This is a genomic window from Paraburkholderia sp. NMBU_R16 (assembly GCF_013282575.1).
GTDB lineage: Bacteria > Pseudomonadota > Gammaproteobacteria > Burkholderiales > Burkholderiaceae > Trinickia.
This window is the reverse complement of sequence record NZ_JAAAYE010000004.1, coordinates 19382-42749: the sequence shown is the minus strand read 5'-3', so window position 1 is coordinate 42749 and position 23368 is coordinate 19382. Positions and strand designations below refer to the sequence as shown.

19 protein-coding genes are annotated in these 23368 nt (G+C 64.1%); 6 read left to right on the top strand and 13 right to left on the bottom strand.

The window, feature by feature from the left end; all coding sequences use genetic code 11:
• Positions 1 to 37: 37 nt before the first annotated feature.
• Together GWC77_RS02920 and GWC77_RS02915 are read right to left on the bottom strand one after the other, a co-directional pair.
• Positions 38 to 835, bottom strand: a complete 798-nt coding sequence (locus GWC77_RS02920) for an ABC transporter ATP-binding protein (RefSeq protein WP_173255369.1) — start codon at positions 833 to 835, stop codon at positions 38 to 40.
• 88 nt (positions 836 to 923) lie between these two features.
• The gene (locus GWC77_RS02915) at positions 924 to 1937 is read right to left on the bottom strand and encodes an ABC transporter substrate-binding protein (protein WP_173255368.1); all 1014 of its coding nucleotides are present in this window, start codon (positions 1935 to 1937) and stop codon (positions 924 to 926) included.
• A 282-nt stretch (positions 1938 to 2219) separates the two neighbouring features.
• Between GWC77_RS02915 and GWC77_RS02910 the strand changes: the two genes are divergently transcribed.
• Positions 2220 to 3554 (top strand): APC family permease, encoded by a 1335-nt coding sequence (locus tag GWC77_RS02910; RefSeq protein ID WP_173255367.1) that lies wholly within the window; start codon positions 2220 to 2222, stop codon positions 3552 to 3554.
• Positions 3555 to 3569: 15 nt separating this feature from the next.
• Here GWC77_RS02910 and GWC77_RS02905 read toward each other — a convergent pair whose 3' ends face one another.
• The 3 genes from GWC77_RS02905 to GWC77_RS02895 form a co-directional block, all read right to left on the bottom strand.
• Positions 3570 to 4433: an amidohydrolase gene (locus GWC77_RS02905; protein ID WP_173255366.1), complete on the bottom strand. Its 864-nt coding sequence runs from the start codon at positions 4431 to 4433 to the stop codon at positions 3570 to 3572.
• A gap of 85 nt (positions 4434 to 4518) precedes the next feature.
• Positions 4519 to 5469, bottom strand: coding sequence for an aldo/keto reductase (locus tag GWC77_RS02900; protein ID WP_173255490.1), 951 nt, complete (start codon positions 5467 to 5469; stop codon positions 4519 to 4521).
• 93 nt (positions 5470 to 5562) lie between these two features.
• Positions 5563 to 6648, bottom strand: coding sequence for a LacI family DNA-binding transcriptional regulator (locus GWC77_RS02895; RefSeq protein WP_173255365.1), 1086 nt, complete (start codon positions 6646 to 6648; stop codon positions 5563 to 5565).
• Positions 6649 to 6929: 281 nt separating this feature from the next.
• Between GWC77_RS02895 and GWC77_RS02890 the strand changes: the two genes are divergently transcribed.
• From GWC77_RS02890 to GWC77_RS02875, 4 genes are all read left to right on the top strand, one after another.
• A complete protein-coding gene (locus GWC77_RS02890; protein ID WP_173255364.1) occupies positions 6930 to 8477 on the top strand; it encodes a sugar ABC transporter ATP-binding protein in 1548 nt (515 codons plus the stop codon).
• Between the two features lie 64 nt (positions 8478 to 8541).
• Entirely contained in the window at positions 8542 to 9543 is a 1002-nt protein-coding gene (locus tag GWC77_RS02885) for an ABC transporter permease (RefSeq protein WP_254366779.1), read from the top strand.
• Between the two features lie 71 nt (positions 9544 to 9614).
• Positions 9615 to 10571, top strand: a complete 957-nt coding sequence (locus GWC77_RS02880; protein ID WP_173255362.1) for an ABC transporter substrate-binding protein — start codon at positions 9615 to 9617, stop codon at positions 10569 to 10571.
• Between the two features lie 139 nt (positions 10572 to 10710).
• Complete coding sequence (locus GWC77_RS02875; protein WP_173255361.1) at positions 10711 to 11886, top strand: fumarylacetoacetate hydrolase family protein; 1176 nt, start codon at positions 10711 to 10713, stop codon at positions 11884 to 11886.
• Here the strand turns inward: GWC77_RS02875 and GWC77_RS02870 are convergent.
• Genes GWC77_RS02870 through GWC77_RS02860 form a run of 3 tightly spaced genes read right to left on the bottom strand, consistent with a single transcriptional unit; the run spans position 11876 to position 14846 of the window.
• Positions 11876 to 12103: a DUF2783 domain-containing protein gene (locus tag GWC77_RS02870; RefSeq protein WP_173255360.1), complete on the bottom strand. Its 228-nt coding sequence runs from the start codon at positions 12101 to 12103 to the stop codon at positions 11876 to 11878. The two genes, GWC77_RS02875 and GWC77_RS02870, sit on opposite strands and share 11 nt — an antisense overlap.
• Positions 12104 to 12139: 36 nt before the next feature.
• The gene (locus tag GWC77_RS02865; protein ID WP_173255359.1) at positions 12140 to 13870 is read right to left on the bottom strand and encodes an FAD-dependent oxidoreductase; all 1731 of its coding nucleotides are present in this window, start codon (positions 13868 to 13870) and stop codon (positions 12140 to 12142) included.
• 16 nt (positions 13871 to 13886) lie between these two features.
• Positions 13887 to 14846: an MBL fold metallo-hydrolase gene (locus GWC77_RS02860; RefSeq protein WP_173255358.1), complete on the bottom strand. Its 960-nt coding sequence runs from the start codon at positions 14844 to 14846 to the stop codon at positions 13887 to 13889.
• Between the two features lie 333 nt (positions 14847 to 15179).
• Here GWC77_RS02860 and GWC77_RS02855 point away from each other — a divergent pair, with 333 nt between their 5' ends.
• Positions 15180 to 15545, top strand: a complete 366-nt coding sequence (locus tag GWC77_RS02855; protein ID WP_173255357.1) for a hypothetical protein — start codon at positions 15180 to 15182, stop codon at positions 15543 to 15545.
• Here the strand turns inward: GWC77_RS02855 and GWC77_RS02850 are convergent.
• From GWC77_RS02850 to GWC77_RS02830, 5 genes are all read right to left on the bottom strand, one after another.
• Positions 15521 to 17548 carry a hypothetical protein gene (locus GWC77_RS02850; RefSeq protein ID WP_173255356.1) on the bottom strand — a complete coding sequence of 676 codons (2028 nt, stop codon included), beginning with the start codon at positions 17546 to 17548 and terminating at the stop codon, positions 15521 to 15523. The genes GWC77_RS02855 and GWC77_RS02850 overlap by 25 nt on opposite strands.
• A gap of 195 nt (positions 17549 to 17743) precedes the next feature.
• Positions 17744 to 19924 (bottom strand): M1 family metallopeptidase, encoded by a 2181-nt coding sequence (locus tag GWC77_RS02845; protein WP_173255355.1) that lies wholly within the window; start codon positions 19922 to 19924, stop codon positions 17744 to 17746.
• Positions 19925 to 20465: 541 nt separating this feature from the next.
• The gene (locus GWC77_RS02840) at positions 20466 to 21746 is read right to left on the bottom strand and encodes an RNA polymerase sigma factor (RefSeq protein ID WP_173255354.1); all 1281 of its coding nucleotides are present in this window, start codon (positions 21744 to 21746) and stop codon (positions 20466 to 20468) included.
• On the bottom strand, positions 21736 to 22107 hold the full coding sequence (locus tag GWC77_RS02835; RefSeq protein WP_173255353.1) for a YciI family protein: 372 nt from the start codon (positions 22105 to 22107) through the stop codon (positions 21736 to 21738). Before GWC77_RS02835 ends, GWC77_RS02840 begins: the two co-directional genes overlap by 11 nt.
• Before the next feature lie 178 nt (positions 22108 to 22285).
• Complete coding sequence (locus GWC77_RS02830) at positions 22286 to 23137, bottom strand: ProQ/FinO family protein (RefSeq protein WP_173255352.1); 852 nt, start codon at positions 23135 to 23137, stop codon at positions 22286 to 22288.
• Positions 23138 to 23368 lie beyond the last annotated feature (231 nt).

The following is a 23368-nucleotide window of genomic DNA, read 5'->3' as shown; positions in this document are numbered from 1 at the left end:
TTGCCGCGTTCTTTCAGTTCTTGCGCGAGGGTAGACATCAAGCGATCTGCACTTCTTCGCGCAGGTCGTGCCAGATATCGCGCGAAATTTCGATGAAGCGCGGTTCGTAGCGAATTTCCGAGGTGATGCGCGGCCGCGGCAAATCGATCTCGTAGACCTTTTTCAGCGTAGCCGGACGTGCCGTGAGCACGAACACGCGGTCAGCCAGCGCAATCGCTTCCTCGAGATCGTGCGTGACGAATACGACCGAGCCCGCATTGGCCGACCACAACTGCAGCAGCTCGTCTTGCATCAGCGTGCGCGTTTGCATGTCGAGGGCCGAGAACGGCTCGTCCATGAGCAGGATCTCGGGCTTGTTGATGAACGTCTGGGCGAGCGCGACGCGCTTGCGCATACCGCCCGAGAGTTGGTGCGGATAGTGATTCTCGAACTTTTCGAGACCGACGCGGCGCAGCCAATCGCGCGCCTCTTCATGTGCGACGGCCTTCGAACGTCCGCGAAACATGGGGCCGGCCGCGACGTTGTCGAGCACGGTGCGCCACGGAAACACAGCGTCCGCCTGAAACACGAAGCCGATGCGTGGATCGATGCCCGTCACGGGCGCGCCCATCACACGGACTTCACCCGTCGTCGGCTTGAGCAGGCCGGTGATCATGCTGAGCGTCGTCGATTTGCCGCAACCCGTCGGGCCGACGATCGCAATGAATTCGCCCTTTGCGACCGACATGCTGAAATCGCGCAATGCGATCGTCGCCTTGCCGTCGGGCGAAATGAAGCGGCACGATACCGAGTTGAACTCGATGACAGGTGATTCTTTGGAGACAGCTTGGTTCATCGCAAATCCAGGGAAGTGGCCGGCGCCGCCCCTCGCGGCGCCGGTGAAGGCACGGGCTCCGGCGACAGCCGGAACGCACGGTGCCGGATTATTTCGACTCCACGAACGCGTTGGTGTAGGTCTTCGACAGATCGACGTGCTTGCCCTTCACTGACGGGTTGAAGCCCGCCAGCACCTTGAGCACCGTCTCCGGGCCATCCTTCGGCATCTTCGCGTCCTTGGTGAACATCGGCAGCGAAGCCTTCAGCGCCATCAGGTAGAGCTCCTTGTCCTTCTGATAGTCGGCCGGCATCTTCGCGGCGATCTCATCGGCGCTGTGCGTACTGATGAACTGCATCGTCTTCGCGAACGCGTGCGCGAGCTTTTGGGCCTGCTGCTTATGCGATTCAGCCCAGGCGCGCTGCACATAAAAGCTCGCCGCCGGATACACCCCGCCGAGCGCGGCCTTCGTTCCTTCGACGTTACGCATGTCGACGAGCACCTTGGCATCGCCCGTCTTCAGCAGCTTGGAGACGGTCGGCTCCGTCGTCATACCCGCATCGATGCGGCTTTGCTTGATCGCGGCAATGAAGCTCGCGTCCGCGCCGACAGGCAGCATCGTGTACTGGTTCGACGGGATGCCATGCTGGGCCGCGAGGTACTGCGTGAGAAAGCTCGTCGACGAACCGAGGCCGGTCACGCCGAGCGTCTTGCCCTTCACGTCGGCGAACGACTTCAGCGTATCGGCCGCCTTCGTCGACACCATCTCGACTTCGCCCGGCACCTGGCAGAACACGGCGATCGCCTCGGTTTCCTTGCCCTTGGTCTGCAAGTCGATCGTGTGATCGTAAAAGCCGACCACGCCTTGCACGGCGCCCGCGAGGAGCTCGTTTTCCGCATCGACGCCGGCCGGCTGCGAGAGCAGCTCGACGTCGAGACCTTCGTCCTTGAAGTAGCCGAGCTGCTCGGTGAGCTTCGCCGGCAAATAGATGATCTTGGTGATGCCCCCCACCATGATCGTGACCTTTCCGTCATCAGCGGCTGATGCGTGCTGCGAGACGATACCGAATGAAAGTGCCGAAGCGAGAGCGAGGACCTTCAAGTTGCGCAGGGTCGGGTACATCGTGACGTCTCCTTTGTTATCGCGCGCCGCAGGATGCGGTCTGTTGTCGCGTTGATGGCGAAATTCTATTGGACGCAATCCTTCTCGATCCTTTCGCCGATGCAAGGTAGGTATACGGGATTTCCATAATAAACAGGTTCGGCACCGACATCATGGTAAGGCCGCGGTGCGCAGCCCATCGAGCGGTGCGCACATCGGAGCAGTTGGCTGCAGCGATACGGGGCGTTCGCTATAGTGGGCGGTTGAACGAAGCATGACGACAAATAATCAGGAGACCCAACGATGCACGGTTCGTCCGCACCCGTCCCACCGGGCCCGTCCCACGGCAGCCTCACCGTGTTGCAAGGCGCGGCGCTTTATGTCGGCGCCGTGCTCGGCACGGGTGTCATCGCGTTGCCCGCGCTGGCGGCCAACGTTGCCGGGCCGGCTTCGCTGCTGGCCTGGCTCGCACTGGTCCTCTTGTCCGCGCCGCTCGCGGCCACGTTCGCCGCGCTCGGCGCGCGCTACCCCGACGCCGGCGGCGTCGCAACCTACGTGCGCAATGCGTTCGGCGAGCGCGCCTCGGCGATCGTCGGCTGGTGTTTCTACTTTGCCGTGCCTGCCGGCGCGCCGGCGGCCGCGATGTTCGCGGGCGCTTACGTCGCCGCGGCCGTGGGCGGCGGCAGCCAGACGGTCTTGCTAACAAGCGCCGCGCTCGTGCTGGCCGTCACGGCCGCCAATGCACTCGGCGTCACGATCTCGGGGCGCTTGCAAGTCCTGCTTTCGGCGCTGCTCGTGGCGTTGCTGCTCGCCGCCGTTGCCGTCTCGCTGCCTCATGCGCGCATCGCCTATCTGCATCCGTTCGCGCCGCACGGCTGGTCGGCCATCGCGCCGGCAGCCGCGTTGCTCGTCTGGAGCTTTGCGGGGTGGGAGGCCATCACCCACCTGGCGGGCGAATTCCGGCATCCGGCGCGCGACCTGCCGCTCGCCTCGGGCATCGCGGTCGTCGTCGTGGGCGTGCTCTACCTTGCTGTCGCCGCGGCAAGCGTGCTCGTGCTGGGCCCCGCGGCTGGCGAAGCCGACGCGCCGCTCGCCCAGTTGCTCGTCATGGGTATCGGCGGACAGGTCCGGATCGTCGCCGCCGTCGCCGCCGTCCTGCTCACGCTCGGGACGATGAACGCCTATTTTGCGGGCGCGGCGAAGCTCGGTGCCGCGCTCGGCCGTGATGGCGCCTTGCCGCGCTGGCTCGCGGCGGGCTCGCTGGCGGGCGACGTACCGCGTCGCAGCCTGGGCGTCGTTTCCGCGCTCGCTGCGCTTGCCACGGCGGCCGTCGCCTGGGCGCAGGTCGGGCCCAAACCGCTCGTGATGCTGACGACGGGCTCCTTCGTCACCGTCTACGCGCTCGGCACAGCCGCCGCACTGAAGCTGCTGCCACGCGGCAGCGCCGCCCATCGCTGCGCCGGCATCGCGTTGATCGCGGTCGCGGCCTTGTGCGTGGCGACCGGATGGTTCCTGCTGTGGCCGCTCGCGATGAGTGCCTGCGCGCTCCTTTACCTGGCATTGCAAAAACGGTTGCAAAAGCGTCGCGACGCCCGGCTTCGGGCCACGCGGGGCAAGGTCGCGCAAACCGGCGGTTAGCGTGCAGTCATCGCGTCAGGACGCGCCGCTGCCTGCCACGGCGGGGGGCCCGAGCCGATAGGCGCGCCGGGCATTGGCACCGAAAACGCGCGGCACCGCGTCGGGACCGTACGAGCCGACCAGCTCGAGCGCATGAGTGAGCCACGCCCGCCCTTCTCCGGCACAGCGCACGACGGGAAAATCGCTGCCCCAGATCGTCCGCTCGGTGCCGAACAGCTCGAGCACACGCCGAGCCCACGGCTCGACCGTCTCGACCGGCGAGCCCGGCGCCGCCTCGGTCCATAGACCTGACAGTTTGCAGTAGACCGACGGATGAGCGGCGAGTGCGGCGAGCCGCTCGCTCCACGCCTCGCGCCCCTGTCCGGCGGCGATATCGGGCTTCGCCGCATGGTCGACCACGACCGTCAACGACGGATGCCGCTCGACGAGCTCGAGAATCCAGGGCAGATGCACGGGGCGAACGAGCGCGTCGAAAGTCAGCTGCGATTCGACCATCGCATCGAGCGCACGACGCGCGAACGGGCGCCCGATCCACCCCGGATCAGGCAGGTCCTGCAGCATCGGCCGCAAGCCGACGAGATGCGGATGCGTCGCCAGTGCCGCGATACGCGCGGGTGCATCGTCGCGCTCGAAGTCCGTCCATCCGACCACGCCAGCGACTTCGCCGGGATGCGCCAACGCGTGCTCGAGCAAAAACGTCGTTTCGTCCTCGGTCGGCGCAGCTTGCACGAGAATGCCGGCGCTCACGCCGAGGGGCGCGAACTCGTCGCGCCAGTGCGCCAGCCCGTAATCGCGGTAAAGCACGCGGAACTCGGGCGTGAGCCACCCGTAATCGCCCCGCGCCAAGGACCAGATATGAAAATGTCCGTCGATGACCATCGTCAGGAATCCTGAACAAGCAAAGGAAATGTCTTTCTGGCGATCCGCCGCATCGGGCGCGGCGGCATCGTGCGCCGGGCAGCGGTCAGCCGGGCTCGCTCGCATGCGCGGGAATGAGCCCCTCGCTTTTGAGCGCCGCCCACAACTCGCGCGGAACCGGCGCTGCCATCGCGACGCAGTTCTGCCTGACCTCGTCGGGCGTGCGCGCACCAGCGATGACGCAGGCCACCGGTCGCGGCGCCTTGCAAAACTGCAGCGCGGCGGCCTTCAAATCGACGCCGAAGGGCTCGCATAAAGCAAGAAGCCGCGCCCGTTTGTCGAGCATCGATACGGGGGCTTGCGCATACTCGAACGTATTGCCGCCCGCGAGGAGCCCCGAGTTGTAAGGACCGCCGATCACGAGCTGCACGCCGCGCGCCTCGCAAGCAGGGATCAGCGCATCGAGCGCGCCGGTATCGAGCAGCGTATAGCGCCCCGCGAGCAGAAAAATGTCGGGGTCCGCATCGTCGAGCGTTTTCAGACAAGGCTCGACGCGATTCACGCCAAGCCCCCACGCGCCGATCACGCCCTCGTCGCGCCATTGCGACAGCACCTTCATCGCGCCGTCCACCGCGATCCGGTATTGCCGCAGCCAGTCGTCGCCGTGCGTGTCCTGCGCGACATCGTGGATATAGACGATATCGATGCGATCGGTGCCGAGCCGTTTCAAACTCGCCTCGAGCGAGCGGCGCGCACCGTCGCCCGAATAATCGTATTCCACGCGAAACGGCAGGCCGCCCACAAAGCCGTTATGAACCTCGGGTACGGAAGCGTCCGGAATCAGCAGCCGCCCCACTTTCGTCGATAGGACGAATGCGTCGCGCGAATAGCGTGCAAGCGCGCGGCCCAGCCGCGTTTCCGAGAGGCCCGCGCCATAAAACGGCGCCGTATCGAAGTAGCGAATGCCGGCGTCCCAGGCGGCCGACACCGTCTCCAACGCCACCTCGTCGCTGACGCGCGCGAAAAGATTGCCGAGCGGCGCCGCCCCGAAGCCCATTGGGCCGGGAGCAATCGCGCCGCGCTCGTCACGGGCGTGGCGATCTGAGCGATCGTGGGTCACGGTCGTATCTCCATAAACGAAGCGCCCGTATCAGGCGTGGGATAACTGCGGCGCCTTGGCCGCGCGTTCGGATTTCGCCGCCTTGCCCCGACGGGCCGAGGCGCGCTTGGTGGCTGGCGCGACGCACGATTGACGCACGACCAGCTCCGGAGCGAAGACGATATGGCGCGGTGCGATATCGAGTCCGTTCACGCGCTCGACGAGCATGTCGAGCGCGGCGGCGGCCATCTCGTCGACGGGTTGCCGCACCGTGGTCAGCGCCGGTGAAAATGCGGCCGCCCAGGCGAAGTCGTCGATGCCGACCACCGAGATGTCATCGGGACACCGGATGCCCGCTTCGGCCAGCGCGCGCATCGCGCCGATCAACATCTGGTTGTTCGTCGCGAAGATGGCGGACGGCGGCTCCGGCAGCTTCATCAGCGCCTGCGCGGCCTTGAATGCCTCCGGCTCACCGAAAGCGCCCTGCCGCACGAGTTCCGGTATGACCTCGAGCCCTGCCGCGCGCAACCCGTCGACGAATCCGGCCAGGCGATCCCGGCCCGGCACCAGATGTTGCTGACCCGCAAGGATCGCAACGCGCGTGTGCCCGAGCGAGAGAATGTGTTGCATGACGATGCGCGAAGCGGCCACGTTGTCCAACACGACGGAGTCGTAATCCGACGCCCGGATGATGTGATCGACGGCCACGATCGGCATGATGCCAACGTCGTTGGCGAGGTCTTTGTAGGTTTCGTCGGGGCCCGTCGCGCATAAAATCGCGCCGACCGCCAGATGCGCGCGCAGCATGCGCAAGTACCAGCGTTCCTGCTCGAGGTCGCGCTCGCTATCGCAAAGCAGCACGGCATAGCCCAACGTGCGCGCGCGCTTTTGGACTTCGTGGACGAGCTCCGTAAAAAATGGATTCGTGATATCGGGCACCACGAGACCGATCAGCTTCGTCGCGCCTTTCTTGAGGCTGCGCGCCACCGTGTTCGGCGCATAGCCGAGCGCCGCCACCGCCTTTTGCACGCGGCTCGTCAGCTCCGGGCTCACGTACGTCGAACCGGACAGTACTGCCGAGACAGTGGCCAGGCTGACCTCGGCCAGCCGCGCCACATCCTTCATCGTTGCTGCCACGTTGTTTCCCGCTCTGAATGGTCCCATCGATGCCTTTGCCGAGCCGCTCCTCATGGTCTCGCCGGCAAGACGAGCCCCGATCATATCTGCATTCCCAAACTGTGGCAAAACGTTTAGCGAAACGTTTCGATGGACCCGGCAACATGGTTAACCCGATAGTCCAGTCTCACCTGTTGACATCGGCCTTAGCGCCATCTAGTCTCACGCCGAAACGTTTAGCGAAACGTTTCGGCAACGAACCGCCGGGGTGCCGCTCGGGCGCCCCGTCCAGGACGAGACAGATGAGTGAGACAGATCAACCGCCAGGCGGGCAAGCGCCGCGCCCGCTGGTGTGCATCCGCAATTTGAGCAAGTCGTTTCCCGGCGTACGCGCGCTCGACAATTGTCAGTTCGAGCTGCTGCCGGGCGAGGTCCATGCCCTGATGGGCGAGAACGGCGCCGGCAAGTCGACGCTGATGAAGGTGCTATCGGGTGTCTACCAAAAGGACGAGGGGGAAATTCTCGTCGATGGCCGACCTGTCGACATTCCCGACCCGCGCGCCGCCCAGGCGCTCGGCATCGGCATCGTGCATCAGGAACTGAACCTGATGAACCATCTGAGCGCCGCCCAGAACATCTTCATCGGGCGCGAGCCGAAGGGGCGCCTCGGGCTTTTCATCGACGAGCGCGAGCTCAATCGCCGGGCCGCCACGATCTTCCAGCGCATGCATCTGAAGCTCGATCCGCGCACGCCGGTGGGCGAGCTCACGGTGGCCAAGCAGCAGATGGTCGAGATTGCGAAGGCGCTCTCGTTCGATTCACGCGTGCTCATCATGGACGAGCCGACCGCGGCGTTGAACAACGTCGAGATCGAGGACCTCTTTCGCATCATTCGGCAACTGCAGACGCATGGCGTCGGCATCGTCTATATCTCCCACAAAATGGACGAACTGCGGCAGATCGCGAGCCGCGTGACGGTCATGCGGGACGGACAGTACGTGGCCACGGTTCCCACCGCGACAACGCCGGTCGAGACCATCATCGGCATGATGGTCGGACGCCAGCTCGACAGCGCGCCGCGGCATCCGAGCCACAGCGCCGATAACGAGATCGCCCTCGAAGTCAAAGGCCTGACGCGCGGCACCGCGATCCGCGACGTGAGCTTCAGGTTGCGTCGCGGCGAAGTGCTCGGTTTCGCCGGCCTCATGGGCGCGGGCCGCACGGAAGTGGCGCGCGCGATTTTCGGCGCCGATCCGCTCGAGCGCGGCGAGATCTACGTGCATGGCAAGCGCGTATCGATCAAATCGCCGAAGGATGCGGTGCGCCACGGCATCGGCTATCTGTCCGAAGACCGCAAGCATTTCGGCCTGGCCACCGGGATGGACGTGAAAGCCAACGTAGCGCTGCCGAGCATGCAAAGCTTTACCTCGTTCGGCATGTTTCTCGACCAGCGCGCAATTCATCGCGCGGCCGACAAATACGTGAAGCAGTTGCGCATCAAGACGCCTTCTGTCGATCAGCAGGTGCGCCTGCTCTCCGGCGGCAATCAGCAGAAGATCGTCATCGCCAAGTGGCTGCTGCGCGATTGCGACATCCTCTTTTTCGACGAACCGACGCGCGGTATCGATATCGGCGCGAAGACGGAGATCTACAAGCTCATCGATGCGCTGGCGGCCGAAGGCAAGGCCATCGTCATGATCTCGTCCGAGCTCCCCGAAATCCTGCGCATGAGCCATCGTGTGCTCGTCATGTGCGAGGGGTGTCTGACCGGCGAACTGCCGGCCGGTGCCGCCACGCAGGAAAACATCATGCAGCTCGCGACGCAACGCGAGTCAGTCGTCACCGAATGAATCGACGGAATCGAACATGAGCCAGACACCGAACCCGCTGCCTCCGGCAGAACCCGCCCTGTCGATGGAGCGCGAGCGCAGCGTCGCCGCCCTCGTCGGCAAGCTTTTTCACTCCGGCGCGCGCCAGAAGCTGCTCGCGTTCGCCAGCCTCATCGTGCTCATCGCATTTTTCGGCATTGCGTCGCCGCAGTTCCTGCAGGTCGACAATCTGGTCAGCATCTTGCAGGCCACGGCGGTGAACGGCGTGCTCGCGATCGCTTCCACGTTCGTCATCATCACCGGCGGCATCGACTTGTCCGTGGGCACGTTGATGACCTTTTGCGCCGTCATGACGGGCATGGTGCTGACGAACTGGGGCATGCCGCTTTTCGTGGGTATTCTCGCCGCCCTCTTCTTCGGCGCGCTGTGCGGCTGGATCTCCGGCTTTCTGATCGCGAAGCTGCGCATTCCGCCCTTCATCGCCACGCTCGGCATGATGATGCTGCTCAAGGGCCTTTCGCTCGTGATCTCGGGCACGCGGCCCATTTATTTCAACGACACGCCGGGCTTCACCAGCATCTCGCAGGATTCGGTGATCGGCACGTTGATTCCGGCGCTGCCGATTCCGAACTCGGTGCTGATACTCTTCCTGCTTGCGGTCATTGCCGCGGTCGCGCTCAACAAGACGCTGTTCGGCCGCTATACGTTCGCGCTCGGCAGCAACGAGGAAGCCGTGCGCCTGTCCGGCGTTGCCGTCGATCGGTGGAAGATCGCGGTCTATACGGTCGGCGGCGCCATTTGCGGCATCGCCGGTCTGCTGATCGCCTCGCGGCTCAATTCCGCCCAACCGGCGCTCGGCCAGGGCTATGAGCTCGATGCGATCGCGGCCGTCGTCATCGGCGGCACGTCGCTATCGGGCGGCATCGGCACGATCACGGGCACGATGATCGGCGCCTTCATCATGAGCGTGCTCGTGAACGGGCTGCGCGTGATGTCGGTCGCGCAGGAATGGCAGATCGTCGTGACGGGCGGAATCATCATCGCGGCCGTCTATATGGACATGCTGCGTCGAAGAAAACAGCGGTAACGTTTGCTTTGTTTTACAGCAGGCGCGCGCTTCGCCCGCGCCATGAGTTCAACCAGAGAGGAGACGTGCAAATGATGAAACCGAGATTGATCGGCGCGGCTGTCGGGCTTGCCCTGGCATTGGGATTCGGTACGGGGGCACAGGCGGCGGACGAGCCGTATGTCGCGCTGATCTCCAAGGGCTTTCAGCATCAGTTCTGGCAAGCGGTGAAAAAAGGCGCTGAAAAGGCCGGCGACGACTATCACGTCAGAGTCACGTTCGAAGGGCCGGAAACGGAAGCGATGGTCGACAAGCAGATCGACATGCTCTCGGCCGCGCTGGCGAAGCGGCCCGCCGCGATCGGTTTCGCCGCGCTCGACAGCAAGGCAGCGATCCCCCTGCTGAAGAAGGCACAGCAGGAGAAGATCCCCGTCATCGCGTTCGACTCGGGCGTCGACAGCAACATCCCGCTCGCCACCGCGGCCACCGACAACAAGAAGGCAGCCGCGCTCGCCGCCGACAAGATGGCCCAGCTCATCGGCGACGAAGGCGAAGTCGCGCTCGTCGTGCACGACCAGACGAGCCGCACCGGCATCGATCGACGCGATGGCTTCGTCGACGAGATGAAGGCCAAGCATCCGAAGGTCAAGATCGTCGATATTCAATATGGCGCCGGCGATCAGTTGAAATCGACCGAAATCACGAAGGCGCTGCTCGCCGCGCATCCCAAGATCAAGGGCATCTTCGGCGCGAACGAAGGCTCGGTGATCGGTGTCATCCACGGCACCAAGGAAATGAAGATGACCGGCAAGGTCGTCATCATCGGCTACGACTCGGGCAAGGAGCAAAAAGAAGCGATCCGCTCCGGCATCGAGGCCGGCGCAATCACGCAGAACCCGGGCGGTATCGGCTACGAAACGGTCAAGGCGGCCGTCGAGGCCATCAACGGCAAGGCGAAGCAGATTCCGAAGGTGATCGACACGGGCTTTTACTGGTACGACAAGTCGAACATCGACGATCCGAAGATCGCATCGCAGCTCTACGATTGATTCTCTATTCCCCACCCAGCGTGGGGTCGTAGCCGGTCGCCCGCCCACGCGCGCGACCGGCTACGCATCGAAACCGTGGACACTGTGACGCGCAGTGGCTACGATCGTCGAACCGTCAACTTTCGTACCGAATACGCTCATGCAGCCAGCATCGCTTTCCGTTTTGCCGACCGATCTCGACCGCGCGCTCCTCGTCGGGCGCGTCTGGCGCGAAGCGCCCGTCGATGGGCCGTCCGTCGTCGCCGTGCGCAACGGCGAGGTTTTCGACATCACGGCGTCGGCCCCCACGACAGCCGATCTCTTCGATCGCCCCGATGCGGTCGAGGTAGCCCGGCAGGCACCGGGCGAGTCGCTCGGTCCCGTCGCGCGATGGATCGAGGCGAGCTTTGCCGATGCCGGCGCAAACAGCGCACGCCTGTTGGCGCCGTGCGATGTGCAAGCCATCAAGGCCTGCGGCGTCACGTTCGCCGTCAGCCTGCTTGAACGTGTGATCGAAGAACAAGCGGGCGGCGATGCGAGCAAGGCCGAGCAGGTGCGGCGGCTCATCGTCGAGCTGATCGGCACGGATCTCGCGAAGATCGAACCGGGTTCGGAAGCGGCCATGAAGCTGAAGGCCGAGCTCGAGCGTCGCAACGCCTGGTCGCAATACATGGAAGTCGGCATCGGCCCGGACGCCGAAGTGTTCTCCAAGTCCCAGCCGATGTCAGCGGTCGGGCTCGGCGCGGCCGTCGGTCTTTACCCGAGCTCGCAATGGAACAATCCCGAGCCCGAGATCGTGCTCGCCGTGAACAGCGCGGGCGGCATCGTCGGCGCGACGCTCGGCAACGACGTGAACTTGCGCGACATCGAAGGCCGCTCGGCGCTGCTGCTCGGCAAGGCGAAGGACAACAACGGCTCGTGCGCGATCGGCCCGTTCGTGCGCCTTTTCGACGAACATTTCACGCTCGATACGGTGCGCCTCGCGAGTCTCGCGCTGCGCATCGAGGGCGATGACGGCTTCGTGCTCGAAGGCGTCAGCCACATGAGCGAGATCAGCCGCGATCCGGCCGATCTCGTCTCGCAGACTTTCGGCCCCCACCATCAGTACCCCGACGGCTTCATGCTGTTTCTCGGCACGATGTTTTCGCCGATCAAGGATCGCGATGCGCCCGGCGCCGGATTCACCCACCACCTCGGCGATGTGGTGACGATTTCGACGCCTTCGCTAGGCGCACTCGTCAACACCGTGCAACGGTCGCATGAAATTGCACCGTGGACGTTCGGCGTGCGCGCGCTTTACGGCAACCTCGCGCGCCGCGGGCTGCTCAAGGCGTAACGCTCGCGCGAGGCGTCGAACGTTCCGTCACGCCTTCGCGCGCGAGCCGCATGGCTTCGACAAGCACGGCCTGCTCGCCGATATGGTTGGCGAGCAACAGAATCAGCTGCGCATTGGCAGACTGGCTTTGCGCGTCGTCGAGATCGCGATGCATCTCGAGCAACGATTCATAAAAATCGTCGGGCCGGGTCAGATTCGGTTCGGTCTTCAACGGCATGTCGTCACCTCGATCGCCTGGCCGCGCTTGGCGGCGTCAATCCACGTTGGCGCATAGCGCACGCGCGAGCGCTGCTTCCAGATCGGCGGCAGTGCCTGCGCGCCAACGCGCACAGACATGCTGGTCCGGCCGAATCAGGTAAGCGGTGCCGGCTTTCGCGTCGTAGCGTTCGGCAGCCAGCCCTTCCCGATCGAATAAAAGTGTCGCGGCAACGGCATCATCGGTGCCGCTCACTTGCGCGCCCGCAGGCAATACCACGACGTTTCGCACTGGAACCCGGCAACGCGTCGAGGCCGCCAGCAATCCCCGCGCATTCGCGTCGAGTCCATTCGTACCGCCGAAAACGAGCAGCGAAAAAGTATCGCCGAGATGCGAGAGCAGCCAGTCGTCATCACCGTCGCGATCGACCGGTGCATCCGCACTGACGGAACCCAGCACCGCGCTGCCCGAGAAGGTGTCGCGATCCGCGGTATTGAGCGCCGAGTCGGCAAGCACGGACGGAACCGATAGCCTGCCACTGTTGACGAGTTGGCGCGCGAAGGCATGATGCCGCGCGAGCGTGAGCACCGCGTCGCGAAAGACCCGGCTCGTCGCCGTCTTTGGCGTGATGAAATCGGTCGAGCGCGTGGAGTGGCGGATGTTCTCGTCGGCCGCATATTCGCGTTCCCGCGCATAGGAATCGAGCAGCGCGTCCGGTGCCAGTCCTCGCAGGACGAGCGCCAGCTTCCAGGCGAGATTATCCGCATCCTGCAAGCCGCTATTCGCGCCGCGAGCACCGAACGGCGACATGCAATGCGCACTGTCGCCCGCGAAAAGGACATTGCCGCACCGAAAGCTCGTCATGCGCACGCATGAAAACGTATAAACGCTGACCCATTCGAGCGAAAATTGCGCATCGTGGCCCAACAGTGCACGCACGCGCGCAAGCACTCGCTCGGGCGCCTTCTCGAGCTCCGGATCGGCATCCCAGCCAAGCTGGAAATCGATCCGCCATACATTGTCGGGCTGTCGATGCAGCAGCACCGACTGATTCGGATGAAACGGCGGATCGAACCAGAACCATCGTTCAGGCGGAAAATCGGCCTCCATCTTCACGTCCGCGATCAGGAAGCGGTCCTTGAACGTGCGTCCCGAGCTGTCGCAGCCGAGCAGCTTGCGCAGCGGACTGCGCGCCCCATCGGCGGCCACGACGAAACGCGCGCGCAACTCGTAATGCCCATCGGGTGTCTCGATCGTCAACGCGATCGGCTCGCAGCCGTCGCCGTGCGTACCCGTGTCGCGCATTCCCGGGGCTTCGATTCCGACCACCTTGTTTTTCCAGCGCACGTCGAGATTGTCGAGCTGCATCGCCCGCTCGAGCAGGTATCCTTCGACGTAGTACTGTTGCAGATTGACGAACGCCGGGCGACGGTAACCGCTTTCTCTGAGCAGGTCGAACGCATAGACGAGCTCGTCGCGGAAAAACACTTTCCCGACGTGCCAGCGCACGCCCTTCGCCGCCATGGCCTCGCCGCAACCGAGACGGTCGAAAACCTCGAGCGATCGCTTCGAAAAACAGATCGCGCGCGATCCGACAGAGAGGCGGTCATCGTCATCGACGAGCACCACCTCGATGCCGCGCTGCACGAGATCGATCGCCGTGGCGAGTCCCGTCGGCCCGGCACCCACGACGACGACCGGATGGACCACCGCGTGCGCATCGGACCCGGCTTCAGCCGCGCGTCGATAGGCGAAGTGCGCGTTCCGATAGTCGGCCGGCGTTTCCATACGTTGCCTCGGGCGCTCAACCCTGCAAGGCGGCCCACATCTCTTTGTCGCGCTGCGCCGTCCAGATGCGAGGATGAACGAGGCCGCTCGCCTCGTCGTAAGCACGCGAAACGTCGAACGGCAGACAATGCTCGTAGATGAAGACGCTACCGAACTTGGGGTCCATCGCCTCGCGAGCGAGGGCCATCGCGGCCTTGAGATCGAGCTTGCGTTCGACGGCCGTGCGCGCTTGGGCAAGCAGCGTCGTGACGAAATCCAGCGTGTAGTCGATGCCGGCGTGCACGGCCGCGCGATTCGTCAGCGCGGGGCCGCGTCCCGGCACGAGCTTCTCGGCCCCGAGCGCGCGCAATGCATCGAGGGTGGCCGGCCATTGCGCGAGTTGTGCGTCGCCGCAATAGCAGGCCGCCTCGTATTCCACGAGATCGCCTGAGAACAGTACCTTTTGCCCGGGGAGCCAGACGACCGTATCGCCTTTCGTATGGCCGGCTCCGAGGTGCATGATTTTGACTTCCAGCTTGCCGAGAAACAGCGTGAGCTCCCGCTCGAAGACGAGCGTCGGCCAAGTGAGGCCCGGTACCGTCTCCACGCCCGCGAAGAGCCGAGGAAAGCGTTCGATTTCGGAGTGCATGTCCGCTTCGCCCCGTTCGACGATCATCTCGTAGGTGCCGCGGCTCGCGATGATTTCCTGGGCGCCTTCACTCGCATAGGCCGATGCGCCGAGCACGCGCACGGCATGGTAGTGCGACAGCACGACGTGCTTGATCGGTTTGTCGGTGACGCTGCGGATCTTGGCGATCAGATCGCGCGCCATGGCGGGCGTCGCAGTCGTATCGACGATGAGCACGCTGTCGTCGCCGATCACTACGCCAGAATTCGGATCGCCTTCCGTCGTGTAGGCATAGGCGTTTTCGGACAACTGCTCGAACGAGACCTGCTTTTCCTGCAGATCCGCCTGCGATGCAAAAGCCTTTACCATGTCTGACTCGCTGAACGTGGTGGGGGTAGCCGCGATGCGACTTATCGACGACCGGTCGATTGCATCTTAGTCCACGCCGCCTTGCCCACCAAATATCCGTTGACTTCGGGTGAGACGGCTTGGCGGCATGCAGCGCTCCGACGCGGCAGTGCCCCGCATGCCAGAAGGCAGCCCCTCTTTCGCACGGCGTATCGTCATTTCGCCCACTGCGGTTCGAGCGCGCCCCGGTATCGCTAAGCTCTGAACTCTATCGACGCCGGGCGCCGCATGTCGAATGCGGGCGCCCCGGCTCAGCCCTGAATGAAGCGGTCTCGGACCGGAGCGAGTCTTACGATGACGACGATTTCGAAGTTCGAGCAGCATCTCGTCGCCGCGCGGCAGCCGTGGCGCGCGCGAAGCTGGCATCTCGCCTGCGCGTTGGATTTCATCGATTGGGCAAACGACGCGTTCGCTTCCTCGGGGGGATGGAAGACGTTGATCGCGCAAGACAGACACGTTTTGGAAACCTGCCGCGAACGCTATTTATCCGAGGCAATTGCCGACCGCGACCTGCGCGGCGAAGAGCGGCTTCGGCTGAACTGCTTCATTCGCTTCGTCGAAAGCTCGGCCCGGGAAGAATCGGCGCAACTCGATGCGCCGTTGCCGGCCGCTGCGCACCCCTCCTCCGCGGACCGCTACTGCGCGGTGCCCGCACGGTAACACGCCTGCGTGCCCTGAACGTTGTCGTAGATCATGCGGTAGCCGCTTGCGGCACCGCTGCCCGCGTGGGCCGATCCCAGCACGACCTGCGTATGCTGCGCGTTTTGCGAGACCGGCGCGATGACGTAGGCCGCGAGCACCGGGTCGGTGCGTGCGGCGTCGGCGCCGATGATCCGCCTCACATGCGACAGATGCGTGGGATACCAGCCCAAGAACGGCCGGTAGGCGGGCCCCGCATAATGGCTGTCGATGATCATCCACGGGTCGGTCTTCGCCGTCTTCCCCAGTTGAGCGACGTCGAAATCGAGATGCGCCTTGAAATCGCCGCCGAGCCGCGAGTCGGGCTGCCCGATCCGGTCGATGTCATAGCGGGCCGCGTCGGTCCCCGCTTGCAGATCGCTCCAATGCCTTCCTGTCCACGTCACCACATGTGCGAGTTTGTAGTCGCCCGTGAACTCGCCGCTGCTCAGCGCATTTTCTTGTGTGATGTAGAGCAGATCGCCTGGGCGCAGATAGCTCTGCATCGCTTTGAAATTTCCCTGATTGATGTCGAGCAATACGCCCGGCGACGGATTCGCGTCAGAGCCGCCCCGATCGGCCGTCGAGCAGGCTTGAGTACCGATGCCCGTCGATAGATCGTTGGAGGTCATGCCGGCGAAGTTATAGATCCACGCGGTATAGTCCGAGCAATCCACGCCTTTCCAGTTGATGGCCGCCGCGGGAAACGACGCAGGCGTATCGCTTGCAGCCACTTGTACGCTTTGGGCGCCGTTCGCATTGCGCTGCCCAGTGCAGGTCATCTGCTGCGGATTGCCGCCCGCCGATTCCCCCGACGTGCTCTCCGGCGTGGAATTGCGGTACTTCGGGTTGGCGCGATCCGAATCGTCGGGCGGCAGCCAACCGGGCACATGATGGTGGCAATAGTTGATGTTCTGGTCGACCCAGAAATTTTCCGCGGCCATGACCAGTTCGCGCTTGAACGTATCCATGTCCGTGCAGTGCGCCGGCGGCTCGATGGCCCCATATCCTCTCGCGAACGGCCCCCAACGGCTAGGCGTTCGATACGTCGACCAATTCCGGTCGGTCATGCTACCCGCGAGCAGCGCCTGCACCGAGTTCTTGCGGCCTTCGAACAGCGCAAGATTGTCAGTCAGCAGCGCGACCCGATCTCCACACGCGGACGCGGCAGCAAGCTCCGGTGCCGTTTGCTGCGCAGGCTCGAGCATCGCGAGCGACGTGATGCCGGTGCGATTGCGTGCATTGTGGGCAAACGCGGCGGCGCCCGAGGTCACGAGGCAATGGTCGGCATCGGCCGCCGCGACGGAGCCGTCGCTCAAGACGTCGCCCGCACCGGTGTGGCAACGCGCGAGCGTATCGCCGTTCGCCGCCTGGTCGACGATCGCGTGTGAGCTCGCCGCAATCGCGAGACCGTTATCGCTACGGCTTTGCGACTCGGCACCGAGCGCGAACGCCATCTTCGCGCCATCGGACACGGCCGCGCCATCGGCAGCCGGCGTATCGACCGGCACCGTCTGCTGGACATCGATGCCGCCGACGAATGCGTTGACGCGTGCGGACGCCGCGGCGACGTTCTCGGCGCTCAAGCCTCCGGCCGCGATGGCATCGATGACGATCGCATTCGAGTACGGGGAGACCACCATGGTGGTTGGCGCCGACACATAGACGGCATCGAGCTCGCTCGAAAGCGACGCCCGCTCGCCCGTCGCTTCCTCGAGATAGTTCCCACCGGTCGCCCGCACGAGCACGGGGTAATGCGCAGGCCGCGCCAGCGAGAAACTGCCGTCGTCGGCCGTATGCGCCATTGCCGCAGGCATCGGGGAGACCGCGCCGTCTGCCGCGATTTCATAGACGGCGACGGACGCCTGGGAGACGTTGGCCATATAGACGCCGCCGCTTTGCGACGGCGCTGCCCCACCACTGCACGCATTCAAGAAAAACGTGAAAGCCACGCAGATGACGAGCTGCAGCAAATTGCTGTTCATAACCAGTCAGATAACCGTTCGAGCGAATATTCATTGCGATAACGACTTCGCCGTCCCGAATCTGTAGTGAAACGCATTCGATTCTTCGAAAGTTTTTTAAGGGTGCGTTCCGAATTCGGCAAACGAGACGGTGCGAAAACGCGCGATCCGCTGCTTCGAAGCGAACCGCGCGCCGTCAATGGACCAATCGCTCAACTACTGTTGCTTGCTCGACGCCTGCGGCCTCGCTTTCAAACGGCCCTGATAGTGCGGGATGCGGCGCTCGACCGGCTGCTCCGGCATCAGTGCCTGGCGCATCAGCCGGGCCGCTACGCTCGGCGACGCGGCGATCGAATCGATCGCCGTCGCGCGCGATTGCGGCGCAAGGCCGTTGTCGACCAGCAAGTGCGTGCCGAGCTTCAGATTCGTCAGTCTGGCCGGCTCCAGCAGTGCACTCGATTGCGCGAGCAACTGCGTCCACGCGTTGTCGCCATAATTGACGACGTAATAGTCCTGCCCCGTCGGATCGGCCAGTACCGCGCCGCAGCCTTCGAGGCGCACCTGCATGTCCGCGCTCTTCATCGAGATGGTTTTACGGCTTGCCAGACCGTCGCCATAGGTCAACGTCAGCGGGATCGTCCACAGCGTTCCCGGATACGGATTCTGGTTCGGGAACGGCTGCTGCTTCAACGTCACGACCGATTGGTTCGTCGTCAGATCGCACATCGTGTTCAGCGAGACGAGCGGTACACCCGTTTGCCGCACGAAGCTGTCGCCGATCTGTGTCATCGGCTCCCCGCTTGCTCGCGAGAGTTCGTCCCACAGCCGCTTGGGCGTGACGTTGCCGAGCGCATAATCCGCCAGATACGACTGCAGCCCACGGCGCATCACATCCTCGCCGAGGTAGCCCTCGATCATCTTCAGAACCTGACCGCCCTTGTCATAGACGAAACGCCCGGCGTTGATGACGAAGTCGTTCGACGCCCATGCATTGAAATTCGGCTGCACCGGGAACGATGCGGACGTCAGATCGTCGGCGATGACGCGATACTTGTTGCGGACCTCGCCTTCCCAGCTGAAGCGATCGGGAAAGAAGGCGATCTTCGTCTTGTTTTCGAAGAACGTTGCGAACGATTCGTTGAGCCAGACGTCGTCCCACCAGTCCAGCGTGACCAGATCGCCAAACCACTGGTGAGCGGCCTCATGGGTCAGCACGGTCACGCCATAGTTCGACATCGGGGTGCCCGGCTGCGGCAAGATGTCGTCGGCAAACTCGAGAATGGCCCCCCAGTTCTCCATCCCGCCGAAGTTCAGGTCTTTCTGCGCCTTGAACGCGTCGTTCGCCGCGACGGTATCGAACTTCGTCAAGGGCAGCGGAATGCCTGTGTAACGATAGTAGTAATCGAGCGCCTGCTTGGTCTGCTGCATGGCGGGCAATGCCCAATCGCGCATGCCCGGCGGCGTGAAGATGCGCAAATGCAGACCCTTGCCGTCCGGCAGCGGACTCGTGAAGTCGTCTTCGAGCACATCGAACTGCCCGCCGCCGAAAAAGAGCAGGTACGACGGCATCGGCGGCGTCTTCTCGAACGAAACGCGCTTATAACCGCTGTCCACGTTGACCGGCGGTTTCTCCACCGCGTTCGAGACGACTCGCCAGTTCTGCGGCACGTCAGCGCTGACCTCGTAGGTCGGGCGGAACGCCGGCTCGTCCCACCCGGGGAACCATTGCCGCGCGAGATCCGATTCGCCTTGCGTCAGGATGGCGCCGCTCGTCGTACCGTCGGTCGCCTTCAGATCGACGCGGAATACGCCTTCCGCAGCCGAACATCCCGGATAAGGATCGTTGCCGCAACTGCCGCCCGTCTTCGTGACCGGGTCGTCATAGCTTTTGAAGTTGATGATGCCGCGCCATTCCATGTGCAGCGAATAGGTGCCTGCAGCGATCTGCCCGCTCGCCGGACGCAATTGATAGTAATCGCCCTGGTCCTGGGGCGTCGCGACCAGCTGCACATTGCCGGGCTGCAAGGCGATGGTGCCGTTGACGAACTGCAGCCGGTGCGCGGCCACGGTGATCGCGGTGACCGGCTTGATCACCTTGATCTCGACGTCCGCGCGGCCGTCGAACGCATTCAGCTCGGGGTTCGGACGGAACCAAAGCCGGTAATTGACCGGTACGACCGTATCGGGCATTTCCACCGGCGATACCGTCTTGTCCACGCCCGGAGTCGCCGCGACAGCGGAAGCGGGCGCGACAAGCGCCGGAGCGCTGGGACTCGAAGTGGCCGCGCCCGCACGGCTAGCCGACGCCTGTCCACCGTCACCGCCGCCGCATGCGCTCAATAGCGCGAGCGCGGCAATGGAAGCGTAATGCCAATTCAATCCAAAATGAAATCGCATACGAAATCCTGAATGAGAAAGTGTTTAACCGATGCCAGGTTTCGTCTCGTTGTTCTTCTCTCTCATTCGCCGGCAGGCAATACGACGCCACGCAAGCAAATCCGTAGCTCGCGACGAAAAGGGGCGTGCTGCGCCCCGGCCCAGCATTCACTGAAACCCAGACCGTGATTCCAACCTGCAATAAATAGGAGTACTAAACGTATGGACTACTAAAAATCATCGTTGACATCGTCGACTCCAGAGGAACGGGGGCGGCGAGAACATCTTCCACAAAAACCTGCGACAGCGCAGAGTACGTTCCACTTCCTTTTAATGTCAACTCGCTTTCACTGTATTACTTTTCTAATCGTTTTGGCAAACGGTACGACATATGCAAATTTCGTAGTAATCGGTAATTTTTGTTCTAACGCACAACGCACGTTGTGCGTTTTCATGTAATAAATGGATAAACGTGGGATCGAGGCCTCCAAAAAGTTGTAGGCCCCAGATGAATTCGAATAAAAGAATTCGGTATTGGATGACGGAACGAGCGGCAGTGCGATCATTCGGCCGGCGAAGCGCTCTGCCCGCTTCGGGCGCGCGCGGCTTGTGCGCGCTGGAGCAAAAACCGCCGCACCGCCGGATCCGATTCAAGGCCGATGGCACGCTGATATGCGTCAAGGCAGGCTTGCCACGCGCCCACGCGCGCCGACAGCTCGGCCCGCGCCGCCCAGAATGGCTGATATGCCGAAAGCCGCGCATCGTCCGCCACCTCGTCGAGCGCGGCAAGACCGGCCGCAGCGCCATCGCGCTCGGCCAACGCAACCGCCCGGTTGAGCGCGGCCACCGGCGAGCCGCTCAACGCGCACAACGCGTCATAAAGCTGCACGATCGCCTGCCAGTCGGGAGGATGACCGAACCTGCGCATCGCGTGGGCCGATTGCACCGCGGCTTCCAACTGATAGCGGCCGATCCGGCCGGCCCGGCTCGCGCGGGCCAGCAACGCTTCCGCTTCTTCGATCATGCCGCTGTCCCATCGCCTCACATCCTGCTCGCTCAGCGCGATGTAGGCCCCGTCGGCCGCGCGGCGAGCGTCGCGGCGGGCGTGCGTGTGCAGCATCATGGCAAGCAATCCGAGCGCCTCCGGCTCGTCCGGCATGAGCGAGACGACGAGGCGGCCCAGCCAGATACCCTCATCGGCGAGATTGCGGCGGTGGGGATCCCCGCCCTCGGGATCCGACCATCCTTCGGCATAGACCGCGTAGATCGAATCGAGCACACATTCGAGCCGCGCGGGCAACTCGCCGGGCTCGGGCATCTCGAGTGCAATGCCGGCTTCGCGAATCTTGTTCTTGGCCCGCACGAGCCGCTGGCTCATCGCCGATGGCGCGACGAGGAACGCGGAGGCGATCGTCGCCGCATCGAAGCCGAGCACCGCTTGCAAGACGAGCGGCGCACGCACGCTGCGCTCGAGCGCGGGATGCGCGCAGGCGAACATCAATTGCAGGCGCTCGTCCGGAATCGACGCGGCGGCATCATCCGTCTCGGGCGCCAGCTGGCTCAGCCATTCCAGATACTGGGCTGCATCGGCATCACGATAACGACGTCTGAGCGCATCGACGATACGGCGCTTGGCCACCGCGAGCAGCCACGCATCCGGCGTGCGCGGCACGCCGTTGCGCGGCCAATCCGCGAGCGCCGCCGCGAACGCGTCCGCGAGCGCATCTTCGGCGCCGGCCACGTCGCGGCTGCGCCCGGAGAGAAAGGCGACGAGTTTGCCATAGCTGAGCCGCGCCGCCGCCTCCGCGGCACGCGCGGCGGCCGTGTCACCGCTATCGGGCATTCGGAGCGTACTCGTGCATCGGCCAGATCGGGCGAACTTCGAGCCCGGCGTAGTCCGCCGCGGGACAACGGGCAGCCCATGCGAGCGCCTGATCGAGATCGGGTACGTCGATCAGGTAATAGCCGCCCAGTTGCTCGCGCGTTTCCGCAAACGGTCCATTGAGGACCTCCGTTTTGCCGTTCTTCGCTCGAACCGTGGTGGCCGTGTTGACCGGCCGCAGTCGGGCACCGGCACGCCAGACGCCGGCTTCCTTGAGCGCCTCCGTATAGGCGCCGAACGCAGCCGTCATCTCCGCGGCCTGGCTCGGCGTCATTTCGGCAGCCCGGGCTTCATTGCCATAAATCATCAGCAGATATTCCATTTGTCGCTCCTGAAGAGTTGCGGCAACACGCAGCGTGTTACCTCGACAATGTCGAACGGCTTGCCATGATTTCGACATGCGTCGAAAAAAAGCGCGATAGGAGGGAAGCAGCTCGCGGCGCAACGCGGCGAACGATAGTCTAACGCTCGGGCGCGCAGCGACGCGCCCGAGCCTTGGCTCAGTCAGGCGACTGAGCCGTGTCCGGCGAATGCTCGACGGCGGGCGTAGACGCGGCGCCGGACGCATGCCCGGTGTCGGACGCCGGGCTTGGCTGGGGCTCCTGAGCCGCCTCAGCCGACTGAACAGCCTCCGCTGGCTGCACCGCTTCACCCGGCTGCGCCGCCTCCGAGGCCGGCGAACCTTCCGACGCGCCCGGCTGCGCTGGTCGTGCCGCCGCAGCCTTGGCAGCCGGCTGTGCGCCATCGCCCTTGCGGCGGGCTGCGCCGCCGCCCTTGGCCTGTCGGCGCGCGAAGGCCGCGTCGCGCGCGGTGACGCTGCCGGCCGGCGCGCCGTTTAGATCGACTCGCGGCGCACCGTCGACGAGACAGGCCCAGTAACGGCTGCCGCGGCACCATGTGCTGACCGCATCGCGGATCTGCGCCTCGTTCAGCGCGAGCTCCTCGGCATGCGAGAGGAGATCGGCCAGAATGCCGATCTTCAGCGGCACCTTCGGCGCGGGGTTCTTCGGGAATGCTGCCGGAAAGCGCTTTTGCAGCTTGCCGATGACCCGTACCACCGGATCGACCGGCTCGGCCTTCGGCGCGTGATGGCTTCTCGCCTCCCCGCGCTGGGCTCTGGCATCGCCGCGTTGTCCCTTCGCGTCGCGCGCCCCCTTTGTCTCGTGTTGGGGCTTCGCGTCGCGCGGCCCCTTCGCATCGCGATGGCCGTTGGCGTCGCCCTTTGCGTCGCGCTGACCAGGCCGAGCCTGTCGAGGCGATTTGCCCGCATCGGCGGCCTGGGCCTGCTCCTTTGCGGCGCGCGCTTCTTTCGCCAGTTGCTTTCTCAGTTCTGCCAGCTGCTCGAAACCCATATTCGTCCTGTAACCGCCTACCCGAAAATCAGACGGCAATATTAACAGCCTCTTGGGACATCGGCTGCCAAGCGGGCACCGCGCCGACCCGGCACCGAGTCCAGGCGCCAACGACCGCGACCTGCGCGCACGGCACCAATCGATAGCGGACTGAAAGGTCCGCTTCATCGTCCAGTCGTATTCGACCCTCAGATTAGCTGCTTTTAGCGCGGAAACTTTCCGCGCCTTACG

What these genes read in the sequence shown, in the direction of transcription:
- GWC77_RS02875 (WP_173255361.1), top strand. Translation starts at nt 10,711, where the DNA reads ATGCAGCCAGCATCGCTTTCCGTTTTGCCGACCGATCTCGACCGCGCG.
- GWC77_RS02860 (WP_173255358.1), bottom strand. Translation starts at nt 14,846, where the DNA reads ATGGTAAAGGCTTTTGCATCGCAGGCGGATCTGCAGGAAAAGCAGGTC.
- GWC77_RS02850 (WP_173255356.1), bottom strand. Translation starts at nt 17,548, where the DNA reads ATGAACAGCAATTTGCTGCAGCTCGTCATCTGCGTGGCTTTCACGTTT.
- GWC77_RS02880 (WP_173255362.1), top strand. Translation starts at nt 9,615, where the DNA reads ATGATGAAACCGAGATTGATCGGCGCGGCTGTCGGGCTTGCCCTGGCA.
- GWC77_RS02855 (WP_173255357.1), top strand. Translation starts at nt 15,180, where the DNA reads ATGACGACGATTTCGAAGTTCGAGCAGCATCTCGTCGCCGCGCGGCAG.
- GWC77_RS02900 (WP_173255490.1), bottom strand. Translation starts at nt 5,469, where the DNA reads ATGGGCTTCGGGGCGGCGCCGCTCGGCAATCTTTTCGCGCGCGTCAGC.
- GWC77_RS02910 (WP_173255367.1), top strand. Translation starts at nt 2,220, where the DNA reads ATGCACGGTTCGTCCGCACCCGTCCCACCGGGCCCGTCCCACGGCAGC.
- GWC77_RS02905 (WP_173255366.1), bottom strand. Translation starts at nt 4,433, where the DNA reads ATGGTCATCGACGGACATTTTCATATCTGGTCCTTGGCGCGGGGCGAT.
- GWC77_RS02845 (WP_173255355.1), bottom strand. Translation starts at nt 19,924, where the DNA reads ATGCGATTTCATTTTGGATTGAATTGGCATTACGCTTCCATTGCCGCG.
- GWC77_RS02830 (WP_173255352.1), bottom strand. Translation starts at nt 23,137, where the DNA reads ATGGGTTTCGAGCAGCTGGCAGAACTGAGAAAGCAACTGGCGAAAGAA.
- GWC77_RS02890 (WP_173255364.1), top strand. Translation starts at nt 6,930, where the DNA reads ATGAGTGAGACAGATCAACCGCCAGGCGGGCAAGCGCCGCGCCCGCTG.
- GWC77_RS02885 (WP_254366779.1), top strand. Translation starts at nt 8,542, where the DNA reads ATGGAGCGCGAGCGCAGCGTCGCCGCCCTCGTCGGCAAGCTTTTTCAC.
- GWC77_RS02840 (WP_173255354.1), bottom strand. Translation starts at nt 21,746, where the DNA reads ATGCCCGATAGCGGTGACACGGCCGCCGCGCGTGCCGCGGAGGCGGCG.
- GWC77_RS02835 (WP_173255353.1), bottom strand. Translation starts at nt 22,107, where the DNA reads ATGGAATATCTGCTGATGATTTATGGCAATGAAGCCCGGGCTGCCGAA.
- GWC77_RS02915 (WP_173255368.1), bottom strand. Translation starts at nt 1,937, where the DNA reads ATGTACCCGACCCTGCGCAACTTGAAGGTCCTCGCTCTCGCTTCGGCA.
- GWC77_RS02865 (WP_173255359.1), bottom strand. Translation starts at nt 13,870, where the DNA reads ATGGAAACGCCGGCCGACTATCGGAACGCGCACTTCGCCTATCGACGC.
- GWC77_RS02920 (WP_173255369.1), bottom strand. Translation starts at nt 835, where the DNA reads ATGAACCAAGCTGTCTCCAAAGAATCACCTGTCATCGAGTTCAACTCG.
- GWC77_RS02870 (WP_173255360.1), bottom strand. Translation starts at nt 12,103, where the DNA reads ATGCCGTTGAAGACCGAACCGAATCTGACCCGGCCCGACGATTTTTAT.